The sequence below is a fragment of the Geodermatophilus sp. SYSU D00867 genome, from assembly GCF_054050315.1.
Genome location: NZ_JBJGZC010000003.1, coordinates 110,413 through 133,742, shown reverse-complemented (window position 1 = coordinate 133,742; position 23,330 = coordinate 110,413). Strand labels below are relative to the sequence as shown.

The following is a 23,330-nucleotide window of genomic DNA, read 5'->3' as shown; positions in this document are numbered from 1 at the left end:
ACCCGGTCCACCCGGCACGGCCTCCCCGGGAGTCAGCGGTACATCCGGACCCAGTCCACGTAGAGGCTCACCGTCTCCGGGGTCGTCGCGTCCGGAGCGGGGATCCACGTGCCCTGAGGTCCCACGTCGAGCTGGATCGCCAGGTGCATCGGGCCGTGCGGGATGGCGGCCGGCTCCGTGGTCCGGAAGACCTGCTCGCCGTCGATGTAGACGGTGATGCTGTCCGGCTGCCAGTCGACCGCGTAGTTGTGCCACTGGGTGAAGTCACCGGTCACCGTGCTGTCGATCCGCTGGTCGTCGGCGCCGTAGTGGACGGTCGTGTGGTTGACCCCCCGGTCGCCCGCGACGATCTCCATCACGTCGATCTCGCCGTCGATCGGCCAGTTGTCCGAGTCCGGCCACAGGAGGATGGCCGGCGCGTAACCCGTGCCCTCCTCGACCCTGGCCCGGAACTCCCACCTGCCGTAGGTGGTGGCCGGCTCGCCGTGCCACGCGAGGCCACCGGAGTACTGCTGCCAGGCGGTGATCACCAGTGAGCCCTGGCGGAGCGAGACCGCATCCGGGCTGCGGACCCCGATGCCGTTGGCGCCCAGGCTCCCGTAGAGCCGCCAGTCGGTGAGGTCCAGCTGCGCGCCGTCGAACTCGTCGCCGTCGAACTGCTGCCAGCCGAGACGTTCGGCTGCGGTCGACGCGAGGGGCACCCCGTCGTTCAGGCCGGGCGCCGGAGCCTCAGTGCCGTCCGTGCTGCAGGACGCCAGGAGACCCAGCACGGTGGTGGCGGCGAGCCAGCCACCCATCCGGCTGCGGAGGGCGTGGCGGGGCCGGCCGGTCCGGGCGTGCGACCCGGCGGCTCGAGCGTGCGACGGCATGGTCAGTCCAGGATACGGGCCCGGACAGGCGAGATCAGCGGATGTGGTGGACGCAACCGGATCGGAGGACGGGCGGGCCCGGGTGGTCGTCGTGGCCGGCCTCGGTCGACGGGGCGCGTGTGACCAGTGGTGCGCAGGGGGCCTGGGAGAGACGAACCGGTCCCCATCGCCTGTGCACTCTTCACATCGCACCGTGTCGACATATTTACTCAGAGCCATGTCGTCACACCGTGCATCCGGCCGACCGCGCGACGTGAGGAGGCGCCTCGCCATCCGCCTCATCGCCCTGACGGCCGCCTTCACGGCCGCCAGCAGCCTCGTCGCCCTGTCACTGGAGGCGCCGGAGGACGCCGCGGCCGCCGGTCCGCTGGCCGAGGCCGCCTCCTGGTGGAACTCCTGGGGCCACGGCGACACCTCGCAGCGCCGGCTCCGGAACGAGGTCCCCCGCGACACCCGGCGGTCCGGCCCCCCTGCGCCGGCGGTCACGCCGACCACGCCGCCGACCACTCCGGCCGCCGTGCCTCCGCCGGCCGCCGTACCGCCGCCGGCCACCGCGCCCACGCCGTCCGCCACTGCGTCCACCTCCCCGGTGCCGCAGGCCACGCCCCCGTCCTCCACCGCGCCCCAGCCGGCCGCCGTGCCGCCGGCGTCGACGACGACGAGCGGGGCGAGCACCCCGACTCCCACGGGTGACGTCACCGGGTGGCGGCAGGTCTTCTCCGACGGCTTCGACGGCTCGACGCTTGGCCCGCAGTGGCGCACCTACTCCGGCCAGCCCGGTGGGTCCCCGTACGGGACCTGGTCACCCTCCCAGGTCCAGGTGAGCGGCGGCTTCCTCCAGCTGCGCAACGAGCTGCTGAACGGCCAGTGGGTCAGCGGCGGCCTGGCCAGCCGGATCGGTCAGACCTACGGCAAGTGGGAGATGCGGTTCCGCATCGACGCCGGCGACGAGATCAAGTACGCCGCCCTGCTCTGGCCGGACGGCCCGAACTGGCCGCCGGAGATCGACTTCGCCGAGGACGCCGGCGGCAACCGCAGCGGCACGACGGCGACACTGCACCACGGCGGGGACGACGCGATGGTCGGTGAGCGGGTCGCCGTCGACCTGACGCAGTGGCACACCATGGGCGTCGAGTGGTCCCCCGGCCGCCTCGTCTACACCCTCGACGGCCGGCCGTGGGCGACGACGGTCCACCAGGGCGTGCCGAGCGAGCCGATGCACCTGGCGATCCAGACCCAGCCGGGCGGCTGCCAGGGCGGTGGCGGCGCCTTCGGCTGCGGCGTGGGCAACCCGCGGACGACGACCATGCAGGTCGACTGGGTCACGATCTACGCGCCGGCCTGACCCGGGACCGGGCGCCGGTGACCACCCCCTGGGGCGGTCACCGGCGCCGCCGTCGTCAGGCGCCGGCCCGGACCGCGCCGGTCCGGCCGACGGCGTACCCCGAGGCAGCGGCCAGCAGGCCCACCCCGGCCGTGGCGGCACGGGCCAGACCCCACCCGTCCCCGCGGAGGAACCGGCGCAGGTCACGCCACACGCCGCGGGGGATGGCCCCCAGCACGTGACCACGCTCCTCCCCGAGCGCGCTCCCCTGGTCCAGGGCGGCCATCGCGGCCTTGCCGCGCCCCTCCGAGTGGCACCGGCGGACGAAGTAGCTCCAGCTCGCCCGGGCGGCGGGGACGTCGTGGACGATCTCGGCCTCCGGGACGTACAGCCAGGACCGGCCGGTCACGGCGGCCGCGCGGATGCAGAACTCCGTGTCCTCCGGGCTGGAGGCGGCCCCCAGCTTCCCGAAGCCGTCGCGGAAGCCCCCGACCCGGGCGAAGTCCTCACGCCAGACGGCCATGCTCTCGCTCCACACGTTGCGCACCTCGCTGCGCCCGGTCGGCATCCCCTCGTAGGACGCGCCCACGACCCAGAGGAACTCCGGCGGGAACCAGCGGGGCACGACGCCCCCGGGCCAGTCCGCCTCGACCCGCCCCCCGACGCCGACGGCCCCGGGGGTCTCCTCCAGCCCGCGGACGAGGTTGGTCAGCCAGGTGCGTGCCGCGCGCGTGTCGTCGTCCAGGAAGGCGACGACGTCGCCCCGTGCGGCCCTCGCCCCGGCGTTCCGGGTACCGGAGGCGCCGCGCGAGGTGGTGTTGGGGACGACGCGGACCTCGGGGAACGCGCGTCGGACCCGGTCCAGCAGCGCGGGGGCGTGGTCGACGGCGACGACGACCTCGAGCGGGCGCCGGTCCTGCTCGAGCGCCGACCGGACGGCGGCGGTGATCCCCGCCCACCGCGCCTCGGTGTAGCAGGCGATGACCACCGAGACCGTCGGCTCGGCGGGGCGCTCCTCCGCCGGGTGCGCCACGGCGACCACCGACTCGCAGGCCGACGGGGATGGCAGGTTCGGCACGGGCGTCCTCCGCAGTGCTCAGAGCTCGGCGTCCGGGGAGGTGCAGGGCTCCTGCGACCTCCCGGACCCGAACGGGGCCGGCGTCACGCGCGGGACGGGGACGTCCCGCGTGCGGTGATCGGCGACGACCGCTCTGTCGCTGCGCGAGCACTCCCCACGCGTCCGCTCCGACCACGGCGAGGATGTTGCCCAGTGAAACTGTGACACACCTGTGAGATCGCCGCGACGTGACCGCGATCATGGACCGGCCGTCCGTCACGGCGGGCAAGACGACGCCGGACGGTGTCCGTGTGGACACCGTCCGGCGGATCGGCCCCGGGACGAGGGGCGCGGTCAGGGAGCCGTGGTGAAGCCCTGCGCGATCTGCTCCACGAACGGCGACCGCAGGAGCGAGTTGTGCTCACCGGAGAGGGTGGTCATCCGGACGTCCCCGACCAGCAGCTGCCGCCAGACGACGAGACTCGCCTCGTTGAGGTGGCTGACGTAGACGTCGACGCGGCCGTCCCACGGCTGCGGGCGGTGCAGGAGCGACACCCGGACACCCAGTTCCAGCATGCCCTCCATGCGCGCGCCCGACGGGGGCAGTGCCCCGGCCGCGAGCGCCAGGACACGGCGCCGCCACAGCTCACGCGTCGTCTTCGGCGCGCCGTACTTGTCGTCCCCGGGCAGGGGGGCCACCGCGGGGTGCTCCCCGTTCGCCGTCGCCTCCGGGGACCAGGCCTGCTCGACCAGCCGCTGCGGCAGGACGGTGTCGATGAGGGTCACCGAGGCGACCTCCTCGCCCGCGGCGGCCAGGCGCCGCGCGACCTGCAGGGCGACGAGACCCCCCATGGAGTGCCCGACCAGCCGGTACGGCCCGTGCGGCTGGATCTCCCGCAGTCGGCGGAGGTGCCGGCGCGCCGCCATGCCGATCGAGTAGTCGGGCAGCCCCCACTCCTCGAAGCCGTGCGGCTGGAAGGCGTACACGGGCTGGTCCTCGCCGAGGGCCTCGGTCAGGGGCAGGAAGGCCTGGCCTCCGGCCCCGGCGCCCGCGAAGCACACCACCGGCGGGCGCGAGCCCGTCTGCCGCAGCGCCACGACGCTGGCGTGCCGGCGCCGGGTCCCGGCCCGCGCGCCGCCGTCGGCACCCGCCCGGGACCGGGACACGACCGCCGCCAGCTGGCGCACCGTCGCGTTCTCGGCCACGTCCCCCGAGGTCAGCGCGACACCGTGCTCCTCGCCGAGGCGGGTCAGCATCTCCTCGACGCTCAGCGAGTCACCGCCCAGGGCGGTGAAGGTCTCGTCCCGGCCGACGCCGGAGCGGTGCAGGACGGACTCGAACAGCCCGGCCACGACCTTCTCCCAGTGCCCCTGGGGCGGCTCGGGATCGTGCCGGGCGGGAGCGGGGAGCGCCGCGCGGTCGACCTTGCCGCGCTCGTTGCGCGGCATCTCGTCCAGCAGCACCAGCTCGGCGGGGACCATCCAGCTCGGCAGCAGCGCGACGAGGTCGCGACGCAGCTGCGCCGGCGAGGGGGTGCGCTGGTCGCTGTTGGGCGCGACGTAGCCGACGAGCCCGGTGCCGGTGCCGTTCTTCACCGCGACGACGGCCGCGTCCGCCACCCCGGTCAGACCGCGCAACGCCGCCTCGACCTCGGAGGGCTCGACGAGGTAGCCGTTGACCTTCACCGCGTCGTCGGTGCGACCCAGCTGGTGCAGGACGCCGCGCTCGTCGTAGCGGCCCCGGTCGCCCGTGCGGAACGTGGCCCGGCCGTCCTCGGCGCGGCCGAACGGGCCGTCCACGCCACCGGCCAGGTATCCCCCCAGGTGGGGACCGAGGACGAGCAGCGTGCCGACCTCGCCGCGCGGGACCGCACGACCGTCCTCGCCGAGGACCTGGATCTCCTTCCCCTCGACCACGTGTCCCGCGGGGACCGGGCCGTCGCCCACCGGGTCGGTGGGCAGGAGGGGCCCGAACGTCAGCTGCCCCGTCTCGGAGGAGCCGAGGTGGTTCGCGATGGTGATCGCACCGAGGCGCTCGCGGGCCGCCCGCACGTCGCGCCCGTGCAGCGCCTCGCCCGCGGTGACCACCAGCCGGAGGTCGTCCAGGCGTTGTCCCGGCGACAGCGCACCGGTCAGCGCACGCAGGAGGGACGGCGTCATCGACAGGACCGTGACCCCCTGCTGCCGCAGGAAGGCGGGGAGGCCCCGCATGCCACGGTCCCGGGGGTCGTAGACGTGCAGGCTCGCCCCGTTGAGCAGGGCGCCGAAGACGGCGTGCTCACCGAGGGCGAAGGACGGCGGCAGGACGAGCCCGAGCCGCTCCCCCGCCGTCAGGCCCATGAGCCGGCCGGTGGTGGCGGCCTCCGCGACGACGAACGCCTGGCCGTGGACGACCCCCTTCGGCCGGCCGGTCGACCCGGAGGTGAAGACGATGGTCGCCGGGCTGTCCGGCCCCGGCTCCACGGCGGGCTCCCCGTCGGCCGCCGCGGCGTCCTCCGGGCCCGGCAGGGCGATGAGGGCGTCCAGGTCCGTCAGGGCCGGGAAGGTCCCGACCTCCGCGGCACGCGCCGCGAGCCGGCCCTCGGCCACGGCGAGCGCCGCTCCGGCCATCTCCTGGATCTGCTGGAGACGCCCCGTCGGCAGCTGCGGGTCCAGGACGACCAGCGGCCTGCCGGTGAGCACCACACCGAACATGGCGACCACGAGCTCCGGGGTCGGGGTCGCGAGGACCGCCACCGGCGCATCCGGCGCAGCGCCGGACGGCAGGAGGGAGCGGATCCGGTGGGCGGCGGCCCGCGCACGGGAACCGAGCTCCGCGAAGCTCATGCTCGAGTCGGGTCCGGACAGCGCGGTCGCAGTGCCCCGCTGGGCCACCACCGCCTCGAAGACGGGGGCCACGCTGCCTGTGCGGCGGGCTGGGCCGGTCACGGGCGAACCGGACGCAGGGGCAGACATGTACACCGTTCCTTCTGCGTGTCTGGACTCGACGACGGTAGCGGCCGGCGCCGTCAGGTCGTACCTCGGTCCTCCGATCGTGTTCCGTCGTCCTCGCGCCGCCCAGAGGCGCGTCCCCGGGGTCATCCATCGGGGTGAGTGCGCGTCCCGCGCGGGCACCGCGGCTCGTCGGGAGCCCATGATCGGTGGTCAGCGGCCGGACCGTCCCCTTGGCAGTGGTCGGGCCAGCCACTAGCTTGACGTCCCCTGACGGTGGGTGGACGAAGCCACACACGGAGCGTGATGGTCATTCGGTTGGTCCGCGGTGCGTCCGCCCGCCCCGACGTCGCCTCCGGCCCCGCACCCGTCGTCCTGCGCGTGATCGACCTCGCCGATCCCCGGTGGGACGTCGCGGCGGAGGCCGGGTGCCTCGACGACGTCGAGCGGGCGCGGGCCGAGCGCGGCACGGCCGCCGTGCGGAGGAGACGTGTCCTGGTCCGGGCCTGCCTGCGACGGGTGCTGGGCGACCTGCTCGGCACGGGACCGGCCGGCGTCCCGCTGCGGTCCGACGACGGCCGGCCCTTCCTGCCCGGTGACACCCTGCGCTTCTCCTGCTCCGCCAGCGAGGACCTGGCCCTGGTCGCCGTGGCGCGCCGCGGTCTGGTGGGCGTGGACGTGCAGCGCCACCGCCCCGAGGAGGTCCGCGACGCCGCGGACGAGGACTGGTTGGCCGAGACCGAACGGGTCCGGCTCCGCGCACTCCGGGACGAGGACCGGCCGGAGGCCGTCACACGCGCGTGGACGCAGAAGGAGGCCGTGGTCAAGGCCAGGGGAACCGGCATCCGGCGGTCGCCCGTTGACCTCGCGACGCCGGTCGCCGACCGCGGGCAGGTCGGTGGCCTGCACGTCTCCCCGGTGCCGGTCCGACCCGGCTACGTCGCCAGCCTGGCGACGAGTGTCCCGCTGGACCCGGACGTGATCAGCCCTGTGGCCCTGACGCCAGGAGGTAGGAGATGACGGAGCTCGGCACCGCACCGGACGAGGTGCGCGCGCCGGCACCGGTGCACCAGGTCGCGGACTTCAGGACCCGCTGCGAGTCCGTGGCCGGCCGCCGGCTCCCCACCGCCACGGCGCTGCACCAGTGGTCGGTGGCCTCGTACCGGGACTTCTGGCGCACCTTCCTCGACTGGGCGGACCTGGCCTGGGAGGGGTCCGCGGACACGGTGAGCACGTCGGACGACGTGTGGACCGCCCGCTTCTTCCCGGACGTCCGGCTGAACTACGCCGAGAACCTGCTGCGCCCGCTCGCCGGCGTCGACGACGCGTCGCCGGCGCTCACCTCCGTGCACGGGGACGGCTCGTCCGAACAGCTCTCCCGGTCGGACCTGCGCGCGCTGGTCCGCCGGACCTCGCGCGCCCTGGCCGACGCCGGTGTGCGTGCCGGGGACACGGTGGCCGCGATCTCCGCCAACAACGCGCGGATCGTCGTCGCCGGGCTCGCCGTGGCGGGTCTCGGGGCCGCACTGTCGACCGCCACCCCCGACATGGGCGTCAGCAGCCTGCTGGGGCGGTTCGGCCAGGTCGGCGCCACCACGCTGCTGGTCGACCGCTCGAGCCTCGGTGGCGGTGAGAGGCCCGCCGACGAGGTGCTGCGGGAGGTCGTGTCGGCGCTGCCGGCGACCCGCCGGGTGATCCTGCTCGACGACGGGCCGCTGCCCGAGGCGGCCGGGCTCCCCGTGAGCCGCCTGACCGACCTCGTGTCGGCGGTGCCGGCCGACGACCCCGGGCCGGACTGGCCGCGGATGGCCTTCGACGACCCGCTCTGGGTCCTCTTCTCCTCGGGTACCACCGGACCGCCGAAGGCGATGGTGCACGGGATCGGGGGCTCGCTCCTCGAGCACGTCAAGGAGCACCGCCTCCACGTCGACCTCCGCCCGACCGACGTCCTGTACTTCCACACCACCACGGCGTGGATGATGTGGAACTGGCAGCTGTCGGCCCTGTCGGTCGGCGCGCACGTCGTCCTCTACGACGGCCCGATCAGCGGCCCGGAGACGCTCTGGCGCCTGGCGGCGCGGTACGGGGTGACCGTCCTCGGCACCAGCCCCGCCTACCTGCAGCTGTGCCAGGACGAGGGCTACGTCCCGCGGGCCGACGTCGACGTCAGCGCCATCCGTGCCGTGCTGTCCACCGGGGCGGTCCTGCACGACTGGCAGTTCGCCTGGGTCGCCGAGAACGTCGGCCCCGTGCCGCTGCAGTCGATCTCGGGCGGTACGGACATCGTCGGCTGCTTCGTGCTCGGCCACCCGGAGGTCCCGGTGCGTCCGGGTCGCTGCCAGTCGCTCAGCCTGGGCCTGGACGTGGCCGCTCTGGACGACCACGAGCGCCCGGTCCTCGACGAGGTCGGCGAGCTGGTCTGCCGCAACCCCTTCCCGTCGCGGCCGGTCCGCTTCCTGCAGGACCCCGACGGGGAGCGCTTCCGGACCGCGTACTTCACACAGCACCCCGGCACGTGGACCCACGGGGACCGCATCGAGATCGCCGGGGACGGCTCCTCGCGGCTCCACGGTCGATCGGACGGCGTCCTCAACGTCAACGGGATCCGCATCGGCCCCTCGGAGGTCTACACGATCGTCCGCGCGGTGCCCGGCGTCGCCGACGCGATCGCCGTCGAGACCGACGACCCGGCCGCCCCGGGGAGCAGCCGCATGGTGCTGCTCGTCGTGCTGCAGCAGGGCACGGAGCTCGACGACGAGCTGAGCCGGCACATCCGGGCGAGACTGCGCCGGGAGGGGTCACCCGCGCACGTGCCGTCGGTGATCCTGGCGGTCGACGAGATCCCGCTGACCCACAACGGCAAGCGGTCGGAGAGCGCGGCGCGGGCCGTGCTCCAGGGCCAGCCGGTCCGCAACCTGTCGGCGCTGAAGAACCCCCGGTCGCTGGAGTCGATCGGCGCGGCGGCCCGGCGTGCCGAGGAGGCCGCGACCGCCGCAGCCGTCCCGGACGGGGAGGACGACGTCCACGCCGTCGTGGCGCGGGTGTTCGCCGAGGTGCTCGGCGGCCCGGTGGCCGACGACGTCCACTTCTCCGACGCCGGTGGCACCTCGCGCCAGGCGATGACGCTGATGCGGCGCCTGCGGATGGAACTGCACCGCCCGGTGCTCCTGGAGGACTTCCTGGTCGACCCGTCCGTGCGCGGTGTGACCGAGGCCGTCACCACCGGGGCCACGGCCCACTCCCGGTGCGAGGTGCTGCGCCGCGGCGATCCGGACGTCACCCCGCTCGTCCTCGTGCACGGCTATCTCGGGGACGTCGACATCTACCGCACCCTGGTGGACGCGCTGCAGACCTCGGCCTCGGTCTACGGCCTGACGTCCGATCCCCGGATCGCCGCGACCGAGGGGATCACCATCGAGGAGATCGCCACCCCGCTGGTGGCCACCGTCCAGGAGACGGTCCCCGAGGGGGACGTCCGGCTGGCCGGCTACTCGTTCGGGGGCCTGGTCGCCTACGAGATGGCGCGGCAGCTCACCGCAGCCGGCCGGACGGTCACCTTCCTCGGCCTGCTCGACACCGAGCCGCCCTTCGACCACCTGTCCCGGTTCTCCCGCGCCCTGCGGACCGTGGCGTGGTGGATAGCGCTCCTGGTGCCCGGCATGGTCGAGGACACGGTGCTGGGGGTGCTGCGCCGGCGCTTCGGCCGCACGGTGACGCCCCTGGACGAGGAGAAGCAGACGTTCGCAGCCGCCTACCGGGTGTTCAACGCCTACCGGCTCGAGCCGTACGCCGGGCCGGTCACGTACTTCCGCGCACGCTTCCGGGTGCCGGTGATCGCGAACCTGCTGTACGTGTGGCGCCGGGTCGCGCCGGACCTGCGGGTCGTCTCCATCCCCGGCTCCCACCACGTCCTGCTCAGTGGGGAGCACACGCCCGAGCTGGCGGCGCGCATGGACGCCGCGCTGCGGGAGTCGACGCGCTGACGGTGCCCGGCGTGCCGGGGTCGCCGCGCTGACGGCGCCCGGCGTGCCGGGCCGACGGCGGCTCGCGCCGCCTGGCCGGCGGGGCGGTCAGCCGACCGCCCGCCGGACGGTGCTCAGCGGGCGCCGAGGAGCCGGGCGAGGAGCGAGCGGCGGTACCGGTCGCAGTCGCAGAGCGCACAGTCGGTGCCGCGGCGGTAGTGCTGGTGCGCCTGCCGGCCGTGGCCGCAGTCGCTGCAGGTCGCCACGCCGGCGCTCGGGGCGGGGGCGGGCGCCGGCCGGACCTCGGGCTGGGCGAGCGCGGTGTTGCCGGTGAACTCGGCGCGGCGAGCGGGCTCCATGGTCGACCTCCTGGGGCTGCGGGCCCCCGGTGGGCCGTGCACCGACCTGAGCCTAGGGCTCCGCTTCGCAATCGCCTAGTCACGCACCGTTCCGAATGGCCAGGTGGCGCAGCCGCCTCACTCGTCACGGTGATCGGCGTGGCGACGGCACGTCGGGGTGGACCTGACGACGAGACCGTGGGCTCCTCCCCGCCGACAGCGCTGTCGGCGGGGCCTCCGGACGACCTGGGCTCGCCCCCGTCGCCGGGGGCACGGGTCACGCCGTCTGCTCAGCTCCGCGCGACCCGGCCTCGCTCAGGCGCTGCGCCGGCAGCGCGATGGGCGCCACCGGGACGCGGCGGCCCTTGCCGTTGCACCGCTCGACGGCCAGCGCGCGCAGCACCCGGAAGCCGTCCCGCCAGGTGTTGAGGTTGCTGGTCCCGTGCAGTCGCGGGTGCTCGTAGCTGGGCACCTCGGTGATCTGCATACCGGCCTTGGCCATGCGGGTGTTGATGATCGTCTCGATCTCGAAGCCGTCCCCCCACAGCTTGACGTCACCGTGCTCCGTGCCGGGGTCCAGGTCGAGGGACGAGAGGCAGTGCGTCCAGAACGCGTTGTAGCCGTAGCAGAGGTCGGTGTAGCGCGTGCCGAACAGGACGTTCGCGGCGCGGTTGAGCCACCGGTTGCCCCAGGCCCGCGTCCGGGTGATGTCCGAGCTGCCGCCGTCGCCGGCGAAGCGGGTGCCCTTGGCGAAGTCCGCGCCGGCGGTGAGCGCGGCGACGAAGCGCTCGATCTCCTGCCCGTCGGCCGAACCGTCGGCGTCGAGCATGACGACGATGTCGCCCGTGACGGCCGCGAAGCCGCACGCCATCGCGTTGCCCTTGCCGTGGCGGTTCTGCCGGACGATCCGGACGTCGGGCCGGAGCGCCCGGGCCACCTCGATCGTGTCGTCGACGCTGTGCCCGTCGACGACGATCACCTCGTGCAGGCCGGCGGGGAGGCGCGAGAAGACGTGCGGGAGGTTCCGCGCCTCGTTGTAGGTCGGGATGACTACGCTCACCCGCGGCACGGCGGTGCGGACGGGGACGTGGTGGATGCGGGCCTGCGTCGGGATGCGGACGTCCGTGTGGCTCTGGGTCTCTGTCATGTCTCAGCTCTCGTGGCTGGTGGGCTGTCTCTGGGCACTGGGCCGCGGCCTCGTCCGGGACGCCGGGGACCACGACGGGTCCGCGAGGCGGTGCGCACAGGGCGCGGGAGGAGGCGGGCCGAGGTGTGGTGCCGGCTGGCGCCGGAGCTCGACCACAGGAGCGGCGGGTCGGGCGACCTGCCGCGCGTGCCTCAGTCGGGAGACGAGCCAGGGTCGTCGGCGCGGGGGGAGACCGGGTCGACGTCGGAACCGTGCGGGAGACCCGCCGCCGACGGGGAGGGGGCCGGGAGGCTCCCGCCGAGGACGGCGAGGTCCTGCGCGGACCCACCGTGCTGCCCGCCACCCGGGACGTAGCTGCCGGCGGTCCCCGTGCCGCAGGAGCCGGTGGGCGCGAGGGGCACCGGGGGCGGCAGCGGAGCCGGCACGGGCGGCGGAGGAGGACTGAGGGGAGCCTCGGCCGGGAGTGCGGACGCGGGCGCGGGGGTCGCCTCGAGGGTGGGCACCGGAGGACTCACAGCCGTGCCGCCCGCGTGGGAGGTCTTCTCCGCGGCGTCGCGCGCGCTCTGCTCGGACGCCATCGCACTCCGGCTGCCGCCGTCGTCGTCGCTGCGAGCAGGAACGGACTCAGCCGTCTCCGGCGTCACGACACGCTCGCCGGCGTCACAGGCCGGGTGCGTGACGGCGTGCGTGACCGCCTTGTCCGCGGGAGCGGCCTCCTCCACGGCCTCGGCCTCGGGACCGGCCTCGGGACCGGCGGCCTCGGGCTCCGTGGTCCCGCTCGTCGCCTGCCCGTCCTCGGCCGGCGCGGTCGCGGGCTGCGCACCGGTGCCGGTGGTCGTCGTGCCGGTGGTCGTCGTGCCGGTGGTCGTCGTGCCGGTGGTCGTCGTGCCGGTGGTCGTCGTGCCGGTGGTCGTCGTGCCGGTGGTCACGGTGCCGGTCGTCGTCGTGCCGGTGGTCACGGTGCCGGTCGTCGGCGTGGCGGTGGTCGGGGTGCCGGTCGTCGGGGTCGACGCGTCCGTGGCCGGCGTGCCCGCACCGGGCGAGGCCGGCGTACCGGTGGCCGGCGTCCCGGCATCCGCGCCCGGCGTCGCCGGCACTGGCGGCGAGACAGGAGCTGGGGACGGCTGTGACGCCGGGGGCTGCGCCGACTCGACCGGAGCGGGCGGCTCGACGGGCGGGACCGGGGTGGCCGGCTCGGGCGGCGTCACCGGGACGGGCGGAGCCGCGGTCTCGGCAGGCGGGGGCGCGGTGACGGGCGGCGTCTCGACCGGCTGCTCGACAGGACCGGTGCCGGTGTCCTCCGCCTCGCCGTCGTCCTCCGCCTCGTCGTGGTCCTCCCAGGAGCCGGCGTACCCGTCCGCTCCACGGTGGGTGTGGTCGGCGGACGGTCCCTCGTCAGCGCGTGCGGCTCCGGCCAGGACCCCGAGGACCACCGTGGCGCCCACGAGGAACACGAGGAGCACGAGGACGCGGACGAGGAGCGGACGGCGCGTGCGACGGTCGGCCACGTCCGGAACGGGCACCGCGACGGAGCCGAGCGCTCCCGCGGAGTGTCCGTTCGCCAGCACGCTGCCCTCCTCGCGGCCACAGCGCGCCGGTCGCGACGTGGCAGGGGCAGCGAGCTCCGGGCCCGCGGACACCCCGGAGGCGACCTTCCCCGGCAGATCGTCCGGCGTCCATCAGATCGAGCGACGGCCTTCCGACCCACCAGGCGTGTCTCACTCTCCGTAGCGGTCTCCCTCTCCTGGGGAGTGAGTCATCCGCCCGCCATGCACCGCGTATTCACCCGGGAGAGGGAACGCTCACCCTCGACCGCGGCGGAACCACCGGTGACGCCGGTAGGTACGGCAGTCGCACAGCGCGCAGTCGCTGCCCCGGCGGTGGTGCTCGTGTGCCGTCCGCCCGTGACCGCAGGTGCAGGGCAGGCCCGTCGGGGCTGGCGGCTCCTCGACGGCACGCAGGTGACGCCGCGTCACGGACCCGGCGTCGTCTGGGGGCAGGCCGCGCGGACTCGGCAGTGGTCCCTCACCCGGAGCATGCACCGCGCGCCCTTCCGACGCCCCCCGCAGCAGTGGCGTCCTGGTGAGCCCAGATGGTACGGCGGCGAACGCCCTGCGCAACCCGCTGATGCGCGGGCTCGCGCAGCCGGCGTGGCCAGGAGCCGTCGGGTGCACGCTGCGTCACGCCGACGTCGCCGACCGGGTGGAGCTCCCGGTCCTCCCCACGGGCCGGTCGTCGGGCGCCCGGTGCTGGCCGGGCCGTCCAGGGGGCCGAGCTCCGGGTCTCAGTCCTGCGGGGCGGGCACCCGCTGGGCGGGCGCCTCGAGCGACAGCGCGTCGTCGCGGCGGCGCAGCCAGGCCGCCGGCAGCACCAGCCGCGGCGCGACACCGACGAGCACCGCGACCAGCACGGCGACGGCGGACAGCGCCTCGCCGGACTCCTCGACGAACGTCGCCATGGCGGACCACTGGGCGCCGACCCATCCCGAGACGGCGGACAGCCCCACCGAGGCGACGGCGTACAGGCCGAGGGTGGTCAGCACGCGGCGCCGGTCGCGGCGCTCGGCGCGGCTGATGAACGCGAGGACGGCGAGGACCGCCCCGGCGAGCAGCACGCTCACGACGACGGCGCCCACCGGCGAGACGACCGAGGACAGCGCCTGCATGCCGGTGACGTGCACGGTGCTGCCGACCTTGACCACCGCGATCCCGCCGGCCACCGCGCCGACGGACAGCCACCAGGTGCGGCGGCCGGGGTTGCGCGCCGCTCCCGCGACCGCGGCGAGGGCGGCGGCGGCGAAGAGGGCGGCCACGTACATGCGCGGCAGCGAGTACGGGGCGTCCATGGACAGCACCCGGGACACCTGGCCGGTCGTGCCCTGCAGGCGCAGCGCGTAGCCGACCGCCTCGAGCGCCACGGCGAGGGCGGCCAGGCCGACCCCGACCGGCGGCAGCGGCACGCGCCGGCGGGCCGGGCGGACGGCGGCCCGCGCGGCGGCCGGGGAGCCGCCGAGCGCCGCGGTGGTCAGCGGCTCCCCGACCCCGGTGCCCGGCGAGCGGCGGTCGGCCAGCCGGATGCCCCGGCCCAGGACGACGCCGAGCGCGACGGCGACGACCACCCACGCGGCGAGCCCGCCGACGATCCACGTCCACACGTGCGTGACATCGGCAGGTCCGGGCCCGGACGTGACAGTCCGGTCACACCACGGGGGCGGGTGGGACGGGTGCGCTCACCCGGACGGATGAGACGTCGCGGATGCTCGTCCAGCCCTCCCAGGCCGAGGAGACCATGTCCCGGACGTCGTGCCGCGCCGTCCAGCCCAGTGCCGCCCGGATCCGGTCGGCCGAGGCGACCACCCGGGCCGGGTCACCGACGCGCGGCGGGACGACGACCGGCTCGGACCACGCCTCCCCCGCCGTGCCGGTGACCTCGCGGATGACCCCCACCATCTCCCGGACCGAGACGCCCTCGCCGCGGCCGACGTTGGCCGTCAGCGCGGTCACCCGGCCCTCGGCGAGGCCGCGGGCGGCGGCCACGTGGGCGGTGGCGATGTCGGCGACGTGCACGAAGTCGCGGATGCAGGTGCCGTCCGGGGTGTCGTGCGTGTCGCCGAAGACGAGCGGGGGCTGCCCGTCCTGGAGCCGCTGGAAGACCATCGGGACCAGGTTGGAGACACCGCGGTCGGTGAGCGCGGGCGCCGCCGTGCCGGCGACGTTGAAGTAGCGCAGGCTCGCGTAGCGGAGGCCGGTGGCGGCCGCGACGTCGGCGACCATCCGCTCGCCGACCAGCTTCGTCGCCCCGTAGGGGTTCACCGGGCGGCAGTCGGTGTCCTCGCCGACGAGGTCGACGTCGGGCATGCCGTAGACGGCGGCGCTCGAGGAGAAGAGGAACCGGTCGATGCCGGCGCCGGTCGCCTCCTCGAGCAGCACGCGCAGGCCCTCGACGTTCTCGCGGTAGTAGTGCAGCGGGCGGCGGACGGACTCCTCGACCTGCTTCTTGGCCGCCACGTGCACGACGCCGGTGACGCCGTGCTCCTGCAGCGCGCGGGCGACGAGCGGCCCGTCGAGGACGCTGCCGACGACGAGGGGGACGCCGGGGACGCGGTCGGCGTCGCCGGTGGAGAGGTCGTCGAGCACGACCACCCGTTCCCCCGCCGCACGCATGGCGAGGACGACGTGCGCACCGATGTAGCCGGCCCCGCCGGTCACGAGCCAGGTCACCGCCGCAGTATGCGGGTGGGACGGCTCGCCGTCAGCCGGCGCGGCGACCGAGGGCGCGGTAGGTCCAACCGGCGGCGGTCCAGGCCTCGCGGTCGAGGGCGTTGCGGCCGTCGAGCACCCGCCTGCTCGCCACGACCTCCCCGAAGGCGACCGGGTCGAGCTCGCGGTACTGGCGCCACTCGGTGAGCACCAGGACGGCGTCGGCGCCGGTGGCGGCCTCCTCCGGGGTGCTCGCGTAGTCCAGCTGCGGCCACTCGCGCCGGCTGTTGGCGATCGCCGCCGGGTCGGTCACCCGTACCACCGCCCCCTGCAGCTGCAGTTGGGCGGCGACGTTGAGCGCCGGGGAGTCGCGGATGTCGTCGCTGTCGGGCTTGAACGCCGCGCCCAGCACGGCCACCTTCTTGCCGAGCAGCGACCCGTCGAGGACCTCACGCGCCAGCTCGACCATGCGGATGCGGCGGCGCATGTTGATGTTGTCGACCTCGCGCAGGAACGTCAGCGCCTGGTCGGCCCCCAGCTCGCCGGCGCGGGCCATGAAGGCCCGGATGTCCTTGGGCAGGCACCCGCCGCCGAAACCGAGCCCGGCGTTGAGGAACTTGCGCCCGATGCGGTCGTCGTAACCGATCGCGTCGGCCAGCAGCTTCACGTCGGCGCCGGTCGCCTCGCACAGCTCGGCCATCGCGTTGATGAAGCTGATCTTCGTCGCCAGGAAGCTGTTGGCCGCGGTCTTCACCATCTCAGCGGTGGCGTAGTCGGTGGTCACCTTCGGCGTCCCGCGGGCGATGATCGGCGCATAGACCTCGTCGAGCAGCCGCTCGGCGGCCTCCCCGTCGCCGTCGGCGGGCAGGCCGTAGACCAGCCGGTCGGGGTGCAGGGTGTCCTCCACCGCGAACCCCTCGCGGAGGAACTCCGGGTTCCAGGCGACGAGCGCACCGGGCACCTTCCCGTCGACCAGCTCGGCCAGGCGGGCGGCGGTCCCGACCGGGACGGTCGACTTGCCCGCCAACAGCTCGCCGGGCCGCAGGACGTGCACCAGGGACTCGACGGCGGCGTCGACGTAGCGCAGGTCGGCCGCGTACTCGCCGTGCTTCTGCGGGGTCCCGACGCAGAGGAAGTGCACCTGGGCGCCGGTGGCATCGGCGACGTCGGTCGAGAACGACAGGCGACCGGTCCCGAGCGTGCGTCGCAGCAGGTCCTCGAAGCCGGGCTCGTAGAAGGGCGCCCTGGCCTCCCGCAGGGACGCCACCTTGCGCTCGTCGACGTCGATGCCGACCACCTCGTGACCGATCTCGGCCATCGAGGCCGCGTGCACTGCGCCCAGGTAACCGCAGCCGATGACCGAGATGCGCACCGCCACCCACTCCCCGTAGGAACACTCAGCTCCCGAAGTGCACCACGAAGACGCTGGTCATGCCCGTCGGAGGGGACGCATCCCCTCCCTCCGGGCGAGGACGGACCCGGCAGGATGGCGCCATGCCCGACGCCCGTGCCCGGCTCGACGACGCCCAGGTCGCCGCGGTGGCCCGCTATCGCGCGGGCCTCGCCCCGCGCCCCGACCTACCGCCTGCGGAGGAGTACGAGGACACGCAGGGCGTGCTGGTCGCGACGGCGGCCGACGGCGACCTGACCGTCGTCGAGGTGCCGCGCTGGGAGCCGCCGTCCGCGGTGGTCGAGCGGCTGCACGACGAGGGCTGGACCGACACCGTGGCCTGGGTCGGCCTGCCGCCGGACGACGTCGCGGAGCTGCCGCAGCGGCTGCTCGCGCTGGTGCCGGCGGCCGGCCTGCCCCCCGACTCCGCGGCGCTGTCGTCCGCCGCTGCTGCCTGGGCGGCCGTCTGCGAGGGCGGTCGGGACGTGATCGTGGTGCCGGTGCCGGTCACCCCGGACGCGCCGGAGGCCGGGCCGGAGGAGCTCGCTGCCGCCCACGGCGCCTCGCTCCTCGGCAGCCGCCCGTGGTCGGGGACGGCGCGCACGGGCGGCACGGTGGTGTTCTGCACCGGCCTGTCCGGAGCCGGGAAGTCGACGATCGCCGCGCGGCTGGTGGAGCTGCTCATCGAGGCCGGCCGCACGGTGACGCTCCTGGACGGCGACGAGGTGCGGCACCACCTCTCCGCCGGGCTCGGGTTCTCCAAGGCCGACCGGGACACCAACGTCCGGCGGATCGGCTGGGTGGCCGCGCAGATCGCCAAGCACGGCGGCATCGCCGTCTGCGCGCCGATCGCGCCCTACGCGGAGGTGCGCGCGGACGTCCGGCGCGAGGTCGAGGCGCAGGCCGGCCCGGGCAGCTTCGTCCTCGTGCACGTGGCGACCTCCCTGGCCGACTGCGAGGCCCGCGACCGCAAGGGCCTGTACGCCCGGGCGCGCCGCGGCGAGATCCCCGCCTTCACCGGCATCAGCGACCCCTACGAGACCCCCACCGACGCCGAGGCGACCGTGGAGACCGCCGGGCGCGACGTCGACGAGTGCGCTCGCCAGGTGCTCGCGGCGGTCCTCAGTCCAGCGACGTGAGGTAGGACCCGACGGCGGTGCGCCAGTCGCGCGGCCGGAAGCCGGTCGCCTCCAGCCGGGTCAGGTCCAGCACGCTGTTGAGCGGCCGCGGCGCGAGGCCGGGCTTGTCGGCCGTGTACTCGGCGGTGCTCACCCGCCGGACGTCGTGCGGGTCACGGCCTCGGGCGGCGAACACGACCTCCGCGACGTCGGCCCACGACGCCGGCTCGCCCCCGCAGCTGACGTTGAAGGTGCCCGTCGCCCCGCGGTCGACGAGGTGCGCGACGGCGTCGGCGAGGTCGTCGGCGAGCGTGGGCCGGCCGACCTGGTCGGCGACGACGGACGGGCTGACCCCACGGTCGGCGAGGCCGGCCATCGTCCGCACGAAGTTCCGCCCCTCCCCCACCACCCAGGTGGTGCGCAGCAGCAGGTGCCGGTCGAGCGCGGTGACCAGCGCGTCGCCGTCGGCCTTGCTCCGCCCGTAGACGCTCAGCGGGTGCACCGGCGCGTCCTCCGGGATCGACCCCGGGTGTCCGCCGTCGAAGACGTACTCGGTGGAGAAGTGCACGAGCAGGAACCCGTGACTGCGAGCCGCCTCCGCCAGGGCGCCGACGCCGTCGACGTTGACCGCCCGCACCGCGGCGAGGTTCGCCGGGTCCTCCGCGGCGTCGACGGCGGTCCAGGCGGCGGCGTTGACGACCACGTCGACGCCGGACCAGTCGTGCTCGGCGACGGCCGCGGGGTCGCCGACGTCGAGGCCCGTCCGGGTCAGCGCGACCGCCCCGGGGAACCGGCGGGTCAGTGCCCGGCCGACCTGCCCGCCGGCGCCGAGGACGACCGTCGTCACTGGCCGCGGGCGGCGTAGGCCGCCTCCACGCGCTCCTTCTGCGGACCCCACCAGTCCTCGTTGTCCCGGTACCACTGGATCGTCGCGGCCAGTCCGTCGCGGAAGTCGGTGTAGCGCGGCCGCCAGCCCAGCTCCTCGCGCAGCTCGGTGGCGTCGATGGCGTAGCGCAGGTCGTGCCCGGCCCGGTCGGGAACCGAGTCGAAGGCGTCGGCCGGCTGGCCCATCAGCTCGAGGATCGTGGCGAGGACGGTGCGGTTGTCCACCTCGCCGTCAGCGCCGATGAGGTAGGTGCGGCCGATCCGGCCGCGCTCCAGGATCTCGTGGACGGCGGCGTTGTGGTCGTCGACGTGGATCCAGTCGCGCACGTTGTGGCCGGCGCCGTAGAGCCGCGGCCGGCGGCCGGCGAGCACGTTGGTGATCTGCCGCGGGATGAACTTCTCGACGTGCTGGTAGGGCCCGTAGTTGTTCGAGCAGTTGGAGATCGTCGCCTGCACGCCGTAGGAGCGCACCCACGCGCGCACCAGCAGGTCGGAGGCCGCCTTCGTCGACGAGTAGGGGCTCGACGGGTTGTACGGCGTCTCGGGGGTGAACTTCGCCGGGTCGTCGAGCTCGAGGTCGCCGTAGACCTCGTCGGTGGAGACGTGGTGGAACCGGACGCCGTGCCGGCGCACCGCCTCGAGCAGCGTGTACGTGCCGACCACGTTGGTCTGCAGGAACGGCGCCGGGTCGGCCAGCGAGTTGTCGTTGTGGCTCTCGGCGGCGAAGTGGACGACGGCGTCGCTGTCGCGGACCAGGTCGTCGACGAGGGCCGCGTCGGTGATCGACCCGTGCACGAAGCCGATCGTGTCCTCCACACCGGCCAGCGAGGCCTCGTTGCCCGCGTAGGTGAGGGCGTCGAGGACGGTGACGTCGTACTGCGGGAAGCGCTCGACGGTCTGGTGGACGAAGTTGGCGCCGATGAAGCCGGCGCCACCGGTCACGAGCAGACGCACGGGTGGTCCTCCTGCGGGGGCGGGGTCGCGGCCGCCTCCAGGGCGGCCGGGGTCATCCTCCCCCGCGGTCGGGCGTCCGGGGTGGCGCGGCCCGTCCCGCGCCACCCGCAGGGAGGAGCGGACGTCAGTAGGCGCCGGAGCGGCGCAGGACCGCGCGGACGGTGCGCCAGAGGATGGCCAGGTCCAGGCCGAAGGACCAGTTCTCCACGTACCGGACGTCGAGTTCCACCGACTCGTCCCAGGTGAGGTCCGAGCGGCCGCTGACCTGCCACAGGCCGGTGATGCCGGGCTTGACCAGCAACCGGCGGTGCATGTCGGCGCCGTACTGCTCGACCTCGCGGGTCACGTGCGGGCGCGGCCCGACCAGGGACATGTCGCCCTTGAGCACGTTGACCAGCTGCGGCAGCTCGTCGAGGGAGAACGACCGCAGGAAGCCGCCGACGCGGGTGACCCGCGGGTCGCGGCGCATCTTGAACTGCACGTCGTTGCCCTCGTTGAGCACCAGCAGGGCCTCGATGCGCGAGTCGGCGTCGACGACCATGCTGCGGAACTTGAGCAGGTCGAACTCCCGGCCGCGCTTGCCGATGCGCCGGTGCCGGTAGAGGGCCGGGCCGCGGCTGGTGGCGCGGACGGCGACCGCGATGGCGACGAGGAACGGCGCGAACACGACCAGGAGCACGCCCGCGACGGCGCGGTCGACCAGGGACTTGGCCAGCCGGCGGCCGCCGCGGAACTCCGGTTCCTGCACCTGGATGAGCGGGATGGTCGACGTCGGCCGGACCTGCAGCCGGTTGGAGGCGACCTCCACCAGTCCCGGGCCGACGAGGACCTCGACGTTGGTCCCCTCGAGGCGCCAGGTCAGGTCGCGCAGGTACTCCCCCGCGGTCTCGCTGGCCGAGGCCACCACGACGGCGTCGGCGCGGGCGTCGTCCACGGCGCGCACGGCACCGGCCAGGGTGCCGATCACCGGGACCCCCTCCGCGCGGACGGCGAGGGCCTCCTCCGGCCGCGGCACGCAGGCGCCGACGACCCGCAGGCCCGCGGTCGCGTCCCGCCGCAGCCGGCGGACGAGGTCGGCCACGGCGACGTCGCGGCCGAGGACGACGACCCGCTTGGTCATGAGGCCGCGGCGGCGGGCCGCGTGCAGCCGCCGCCGGTTGAGCAGCCGGCCCAGCAGCGTGGCGAGCACGGTGGTGGGCGCCGCCACGAGCAGGAGCCGGTCGAGCGAGGTCGACGGCAACAGCGCTGCAGCGGCGCCGAGCGCGGTCGTCGCGAGCAGGCCCGCGGTGAGGACGCGGCGGTACTCGTCGTCGCCGGTGCCGAGGCGGCGCTCGGCGTAGGTGCCGGCGCCGGCGAGCAGGGCGAGCCACGCCAGGCCGAGCAGGACGGGGCCGGTCGCGGAGGCGGGGGCGGCACCGGACGGGAGCGGGACCGCGAGCGCCAGGCCCGCGGCGACCGCGAGCAGGTCACCGGCGACCAGCGCGACCGTGTAGGACACCAGCCACTCGGGCGTCCGGCGGCGCCGCGCGGAGAACGGGTCGTAGACGGGACGGTCGAGCAGCGGTCCGGGGACGCGCTCCTCGACGCCGGTCAGCGACAGGGTCCGCACCGGCCGCGGCGCATCGTCGCCCGGCGCCGGTGGCACGGTGGTGCTGGCGGTCACGCTGTCCCCCTGGTCCGTCGTGGTCTGGCGGGTCGGTCTGCACGTGCTGCGTCGGCACCCGGGGGCCGGGACCGAAGCCCTGACGGAGGCCGACCTGGCCCGCGCGGGCCTTTTCCACCCCCGAGGGGGAGACCGCCGGGCGCCGGTCACCGTCCGTCGCGACCGGCGGCGGCCGTCACCGAGCGTCGCGCCGTCCCACCCCACGGGGTGGGAACGAGGAGCCGGATGTGCTGGTCCACCCCTAGCCTCGGGGGCAACTACCAGCCACGGGGGTCACTGTGAGCGACGACCAGGGAAGCGCGGGGTCCACGCTCGTCGTCGACGAGCCCACCACCGGGGAACGGCCGCGCCGCCGACGGCGGGGGCTGCGGCGTTTCGTGATCGCGCTCGGGGTCCTCGTCACCCTGCTGGTCGTGCTCATCGGCGGCGGCCTGTGGTTCCTGACCGACCGGTACGCGGGCAACATCGACCGGGTCGCCGACGTCTTCACCGACCTGGACGAGGACGCGCGCCCCGCTCCTGCGACGCCCGCGGAGGAGGCCGGCGCGGACCCGGTGACCTTCCTGCTGGTCGGCACCGACAGTCGTGGCAGCACGGACGAGGGCATCGCCGCGGGCGGCCGCTCCGACGCGATCATGATCGCCCGCTTCTCCGGCGACCGGCAGCACGCACAGCTGATCTCCATCCCCCGCGACTCGTGGGTCGACGTCCCCGGCTACGGGATGAACAAGGTCAACGCCGCTTACGCCTTCGGCGGGCCGACCCTGCTGATCCAGACCGTCGAGCAGGTGACCGGCGTCCGCATCGACCACTACGTCGCCATCGACTTCGACGGCATCGTCCAGGTCACCGACGACCTGGGCGGGGTCGACGTCGTCGTCGCCGAGACCACCAGCAACGGGCCGTACACCTTCCCGGCCGGGGTGAACCACCTCGACGGCGACCAGGCCCGCTGGTACCTGGGCCAGCGCTACGGCCTCGAGGGTGGCGACTTCGACCGGGTGCGCCGCCAGCAGCAGTTCATCGAGGCGGTCTTCAGCCAGCTGTTCAGCTCCGGCACGCTGTCCGACCCCGGCCGACTCGACGCCGCGCTGCTCGCCGTCACCAGCGCCGTCGCCGTCGACGACACGCTCGGGAACGGCGACCTGCTGTCCCTGGCCTACTCGCTGCGCGGCCTGCGGCCGGAGAACGTCGACTCGTTCACCGCGCCGGTGCTGGGCACCGGGACGGAGGGCGCGGCCAGCGTCGTCTACCTGGACGAGGTCACCGGCGAGCGCATGTGGGCCTACCTGCGCAACGACTCGCTGTCGCAGAACGCCGGCGAGTTCGACCGCCAGGCCCTGCCCGACGTGCCCCGCTGAACACGCGACGCGGGAGGGGGTGTACCGGCACGGTCCCTGTCCCGTCCGTCCGTCGGGACCCGCCGGTCCCGCCCGTCACGGACACCTCGGACGTTCGTGATCACGGACCGTTCCGGCACGCAGGATGCGCTC

At 74.9% G+C, this 23,330-nt stretch carries 17 protein-coding genes; 5 read left to right on the top strand and 12 right to left on the bottom strand.

Features of this window, described 5'->3' with window-relative positions; all coding sequences use genetic code 11:
* Nucleotides 1-32: 32 nt before the first annotated feature.
* The gene (locus tag ACI8AK_RS04140) at nucleotides 33-701 is read right to left on the bottom strand and encodes a glycoside hydrolase family 16 protein (RefSeq protein WP_387988476.1); all 669 of its coding nucleotides are present in this window, start codon (nucleotides 699-701) and stop codon (nucleotides 33-35) included.
* A gap of 421 nt (nucleotides 702-1,122) precedes the next feature.
* On the opposite strand from ACI8AK_RS04140, the gene ACI8AK_RS04135 reads away from it, so the two are divergent.
* Nucleotides 1,123-2,214 (top strand): glycoside hydrolase family 16 protein, encoded by a 1,092-nt coding sequence (locus ACI8AK_RS04135; protein WP_387988477.1) that lies wholly within the window; start codon nucleotides 1,123-1,125, stop codon nucleotides 2,212-2,214.
* A gap of 55 nt (nucleotides 2,215-2,269) precedes the next feature.
* Here the strand turns inward: ACI8AK_RS04135 and ACI8AK_RS04130 are convergent, their stop codons facing one another.
* Complete coding sequence (locus ACI8AK_RS04130) at nucleotides 2,270-3,271, bottom strand: glycosyltransferase (protein ID WP_387988478.1); 1,002 nt, start codon at nucleotides 3,269-3,271, stop codon at nucleotides 2,270-2,272.
* 333 nt (nucleotides 3,272-3,604) lie between these two features.
* Nucleotides 3,605-6,205, bottom strand: a complete 2,601-nt coding sequence (locus ACI8AK_RS04125) for an alpha/beta fold hydrolase (protein ID WP_456955185.1) — start codon at nucleotides 6,203-6,205, stop codon at nucleotides 3,605-3,607.
* Nucleotides 6,206-6,499: 294 nt separating this feature from the next.
* Between ACI8AK_RS04125 and ACI8AK_RS04120 the strand changes: the two genes are divergently transcribed.
* Together ACI8AK_RS04120 and ACI8AK_RS04115 are read left to right on the top strand one after the other, a co-directional pair.
* The gene (locus ACI8AK_RS04120; RefSeq protein WP_456901604.1) at nucleotides 6,500-7,201 is read left to right on the top strand and encodes a 4'-phosphopantetheinyl transferase family protein; all 702 of its coding nucleotides are present in this window, start codon (nucleotides 6,500-6,502) and stop codon (nucleotides 7,199-7,201) included.
* Nucleotides 7,198-10,164: an acetoacetate--CoA ligase gene (locus ACI8AK_RS04115; RefSeq protein ID WP_456955184.1), complete on the top strand. Its 2,967-nt coding sequence runs from the start codon at nucleotides 7,198-7,200 to the stop codon at nucleotides 10,162-10,164. The genes ACI8AK_RS04120 and ACI8AK_RS04115 overlap by 4 nt, the downstream gene beginning before the upstream one ends.
* A gap of 113 nt (nucleotides 10,165-10,277) precedes the next feature.
* On the opposite strand, the gene ACI8AK_RS04110 is transcribed toward ACI8AK_RS04115, so the two are convergent.
* The 6 genes from ACI8AK_RS04110 to ACI8AK_RS04085 all read right to left on the bottom strand — a co-directional run bounded on the left by ACI8AK_RS04110 (nucleotide 10,278) and on the right by ACI8AK_RS04085 (nucleotide 17,205).
* Nucleotides 10,278-10,502 (bottom strand): hypothetical protein, encoded by a 225-nt coding sequence (locus ACI8AK_RS04110; RefSeq protein WP_387988482.1) that lies wholly within the window; start codon nucleotides 10,500-10,502, stop codon nucleotides 10,278-10,280.
* 256 nt (nucleotides 10,503-10,758) lie between these two features.
* The gene (locus ACI8AK_RS04105) at nucleotides 10,759-11,628 is read right to left on the bottom strand and encodes a glycosyltransferase family 2 protein (protein WP_387988483.1); all 870 of its coding nucleotides are present in this window, start codon (nucleotides 11,626-11,628) and stop codon (nucleotides 10,759-10,761) included.
* A 191-nt stretch (nucleotides 11,629-11,819) separates the two neighbouring features.
* On the bottom strand, nucleotides 11,820-12,587 hold the full coding sequence (locus ACI8AK_RS04100; protein WP_456955183.1) for a hypothetical protein: 768 nt from the start codon (nucleotides 12,585-12,587) through the stop codon (nucleotides 11,820-11,822).
* Nucleotides 12,588-13,912: 1,325 nt separating this feature from the next.
* Nucleotides 13,913-14,782, bottom strand: coding sequence for a hypothetical protein (locus ACI8AK_RS04095; protein WP_456955182.1), 870 nt, complete (start codon nucleotides 14,780-14,782; stop codon nucleotides 13,913-13,915).
* A 43-nt stretch (nucleotides 14,783-14,825) separates the two neighbouring features.
* A complete protein-coding gene (gene galE, locus ACI8AK_RS04090; RefSeq protein WP_456955181.1) occupies nucleotides 14,826-15,848 on the bottom strand; it encodes a UDP-glucose 4-epimerase GalE in 1,023 nt (340 codons plus the stop codon).
* A 31-nt stretch (nucleotides 15,849-15,879) separates the two neighbouring features.
* Nucleotides 15,880-17,205 carry a UDP-glucose dehydrogenase family protein gene (locus ACI8AK_RS04085; RefSeq protein ID WP_456955180.1) on the bottom strand — a complete coding sequence of 442 codons (1,326 nt, stop codon included), beginning with the start codon at nucleotides 17,203-17,205 and terminating at the stop codon, nucleotides 15,880-15,882.
* A 116-nt stretch (nucleotides 17,206-17,321) separates the two neighbouring features.
* Here ACI8AK_RS04085 and cysC point away from each other — a divergent pair, with 116 nt between their 5' ends.
* Entirely contained in the window at nucleotides 17,322-18,356 is a 1,035-nt protein-coding gene (gene cysC, locus ACI8AK_RS04080) for an adenylyl-sulfate kinase (protein ID WP_456955179.1), read from the top strand.
* Here the strand turns inward: cysC and ACI8AK_RS04075 are convergent.
* The 3 genes from ACI8AK_RS04075 to ACI8AK_RS04065 all read right to left on the bottom strand — a co-directional run bounded on the left by ACI8AK_RS04075 (nucleotide 18,340) and on the right by ACI8AK_RS04065 (nucleotide 21,837).
* Nucleotides 18,340-19,182, bottom strand: coding sequence for an SDR family oxidoreductase (locus ACI8AK_RS04075; protein WP_456955178.1), 843 nt, complete (start codon nucleotides 19,180-19,182; stop codon nucleotides 18,340-18,342). The two genes, cysC and ACI8AK_RS04075, sit on opposite strands and share 17 nt — an antisense overlap.
* Nucleotides 19,179-20,174, bottom strand: coding sequence for a dTDP-glucose 4,6-dehydratase (rfbB, locus tag ACI8AK_RS04070; RefSeq protein ID WP_456955177.1), 996 nt, complete (start codon nucleotides 20,172-20,174; stop codon nucleotides 19,179-19,181). Before rfbB ends, ACI8AK_RS04075 begins: the two co-directional genes overlap by 4 nt.
* 124 nt (nucleotides 20,175-20,298) lie before the next feature.
* Nucleotides 20,299-21,837 carry a sugar transferase gene (locus ACI8AK_RS04065; RefSeq protein ID WP_456955176.1) on the bottom strand — a complete coding sequence of 513 codons (1,539 nt, stop codon included), beginning with the start codon at nucleotides 21,835-21,837 and terminating at the stop codon, nucleotides 20,299-20,301.
* A 278-nt stretch (nucleotides 21,838-22,115) separates the two neighbouring features.
* Between ACI8AK_RS04065 and ACI8AK_RS04060 the strand changes: the two genes are divergently transcribed.
* Entirely contained in the window at nucleotides 22,116-23,198 is a 1,083-nt protein-coding gene (locus ACI8AK_RS04060) for an LCP family protein (protein ID WP_456955175.1), read from the top strand.
* Nucleotides 23,199-23,330 lie beyond the last annotated feature (132 nt).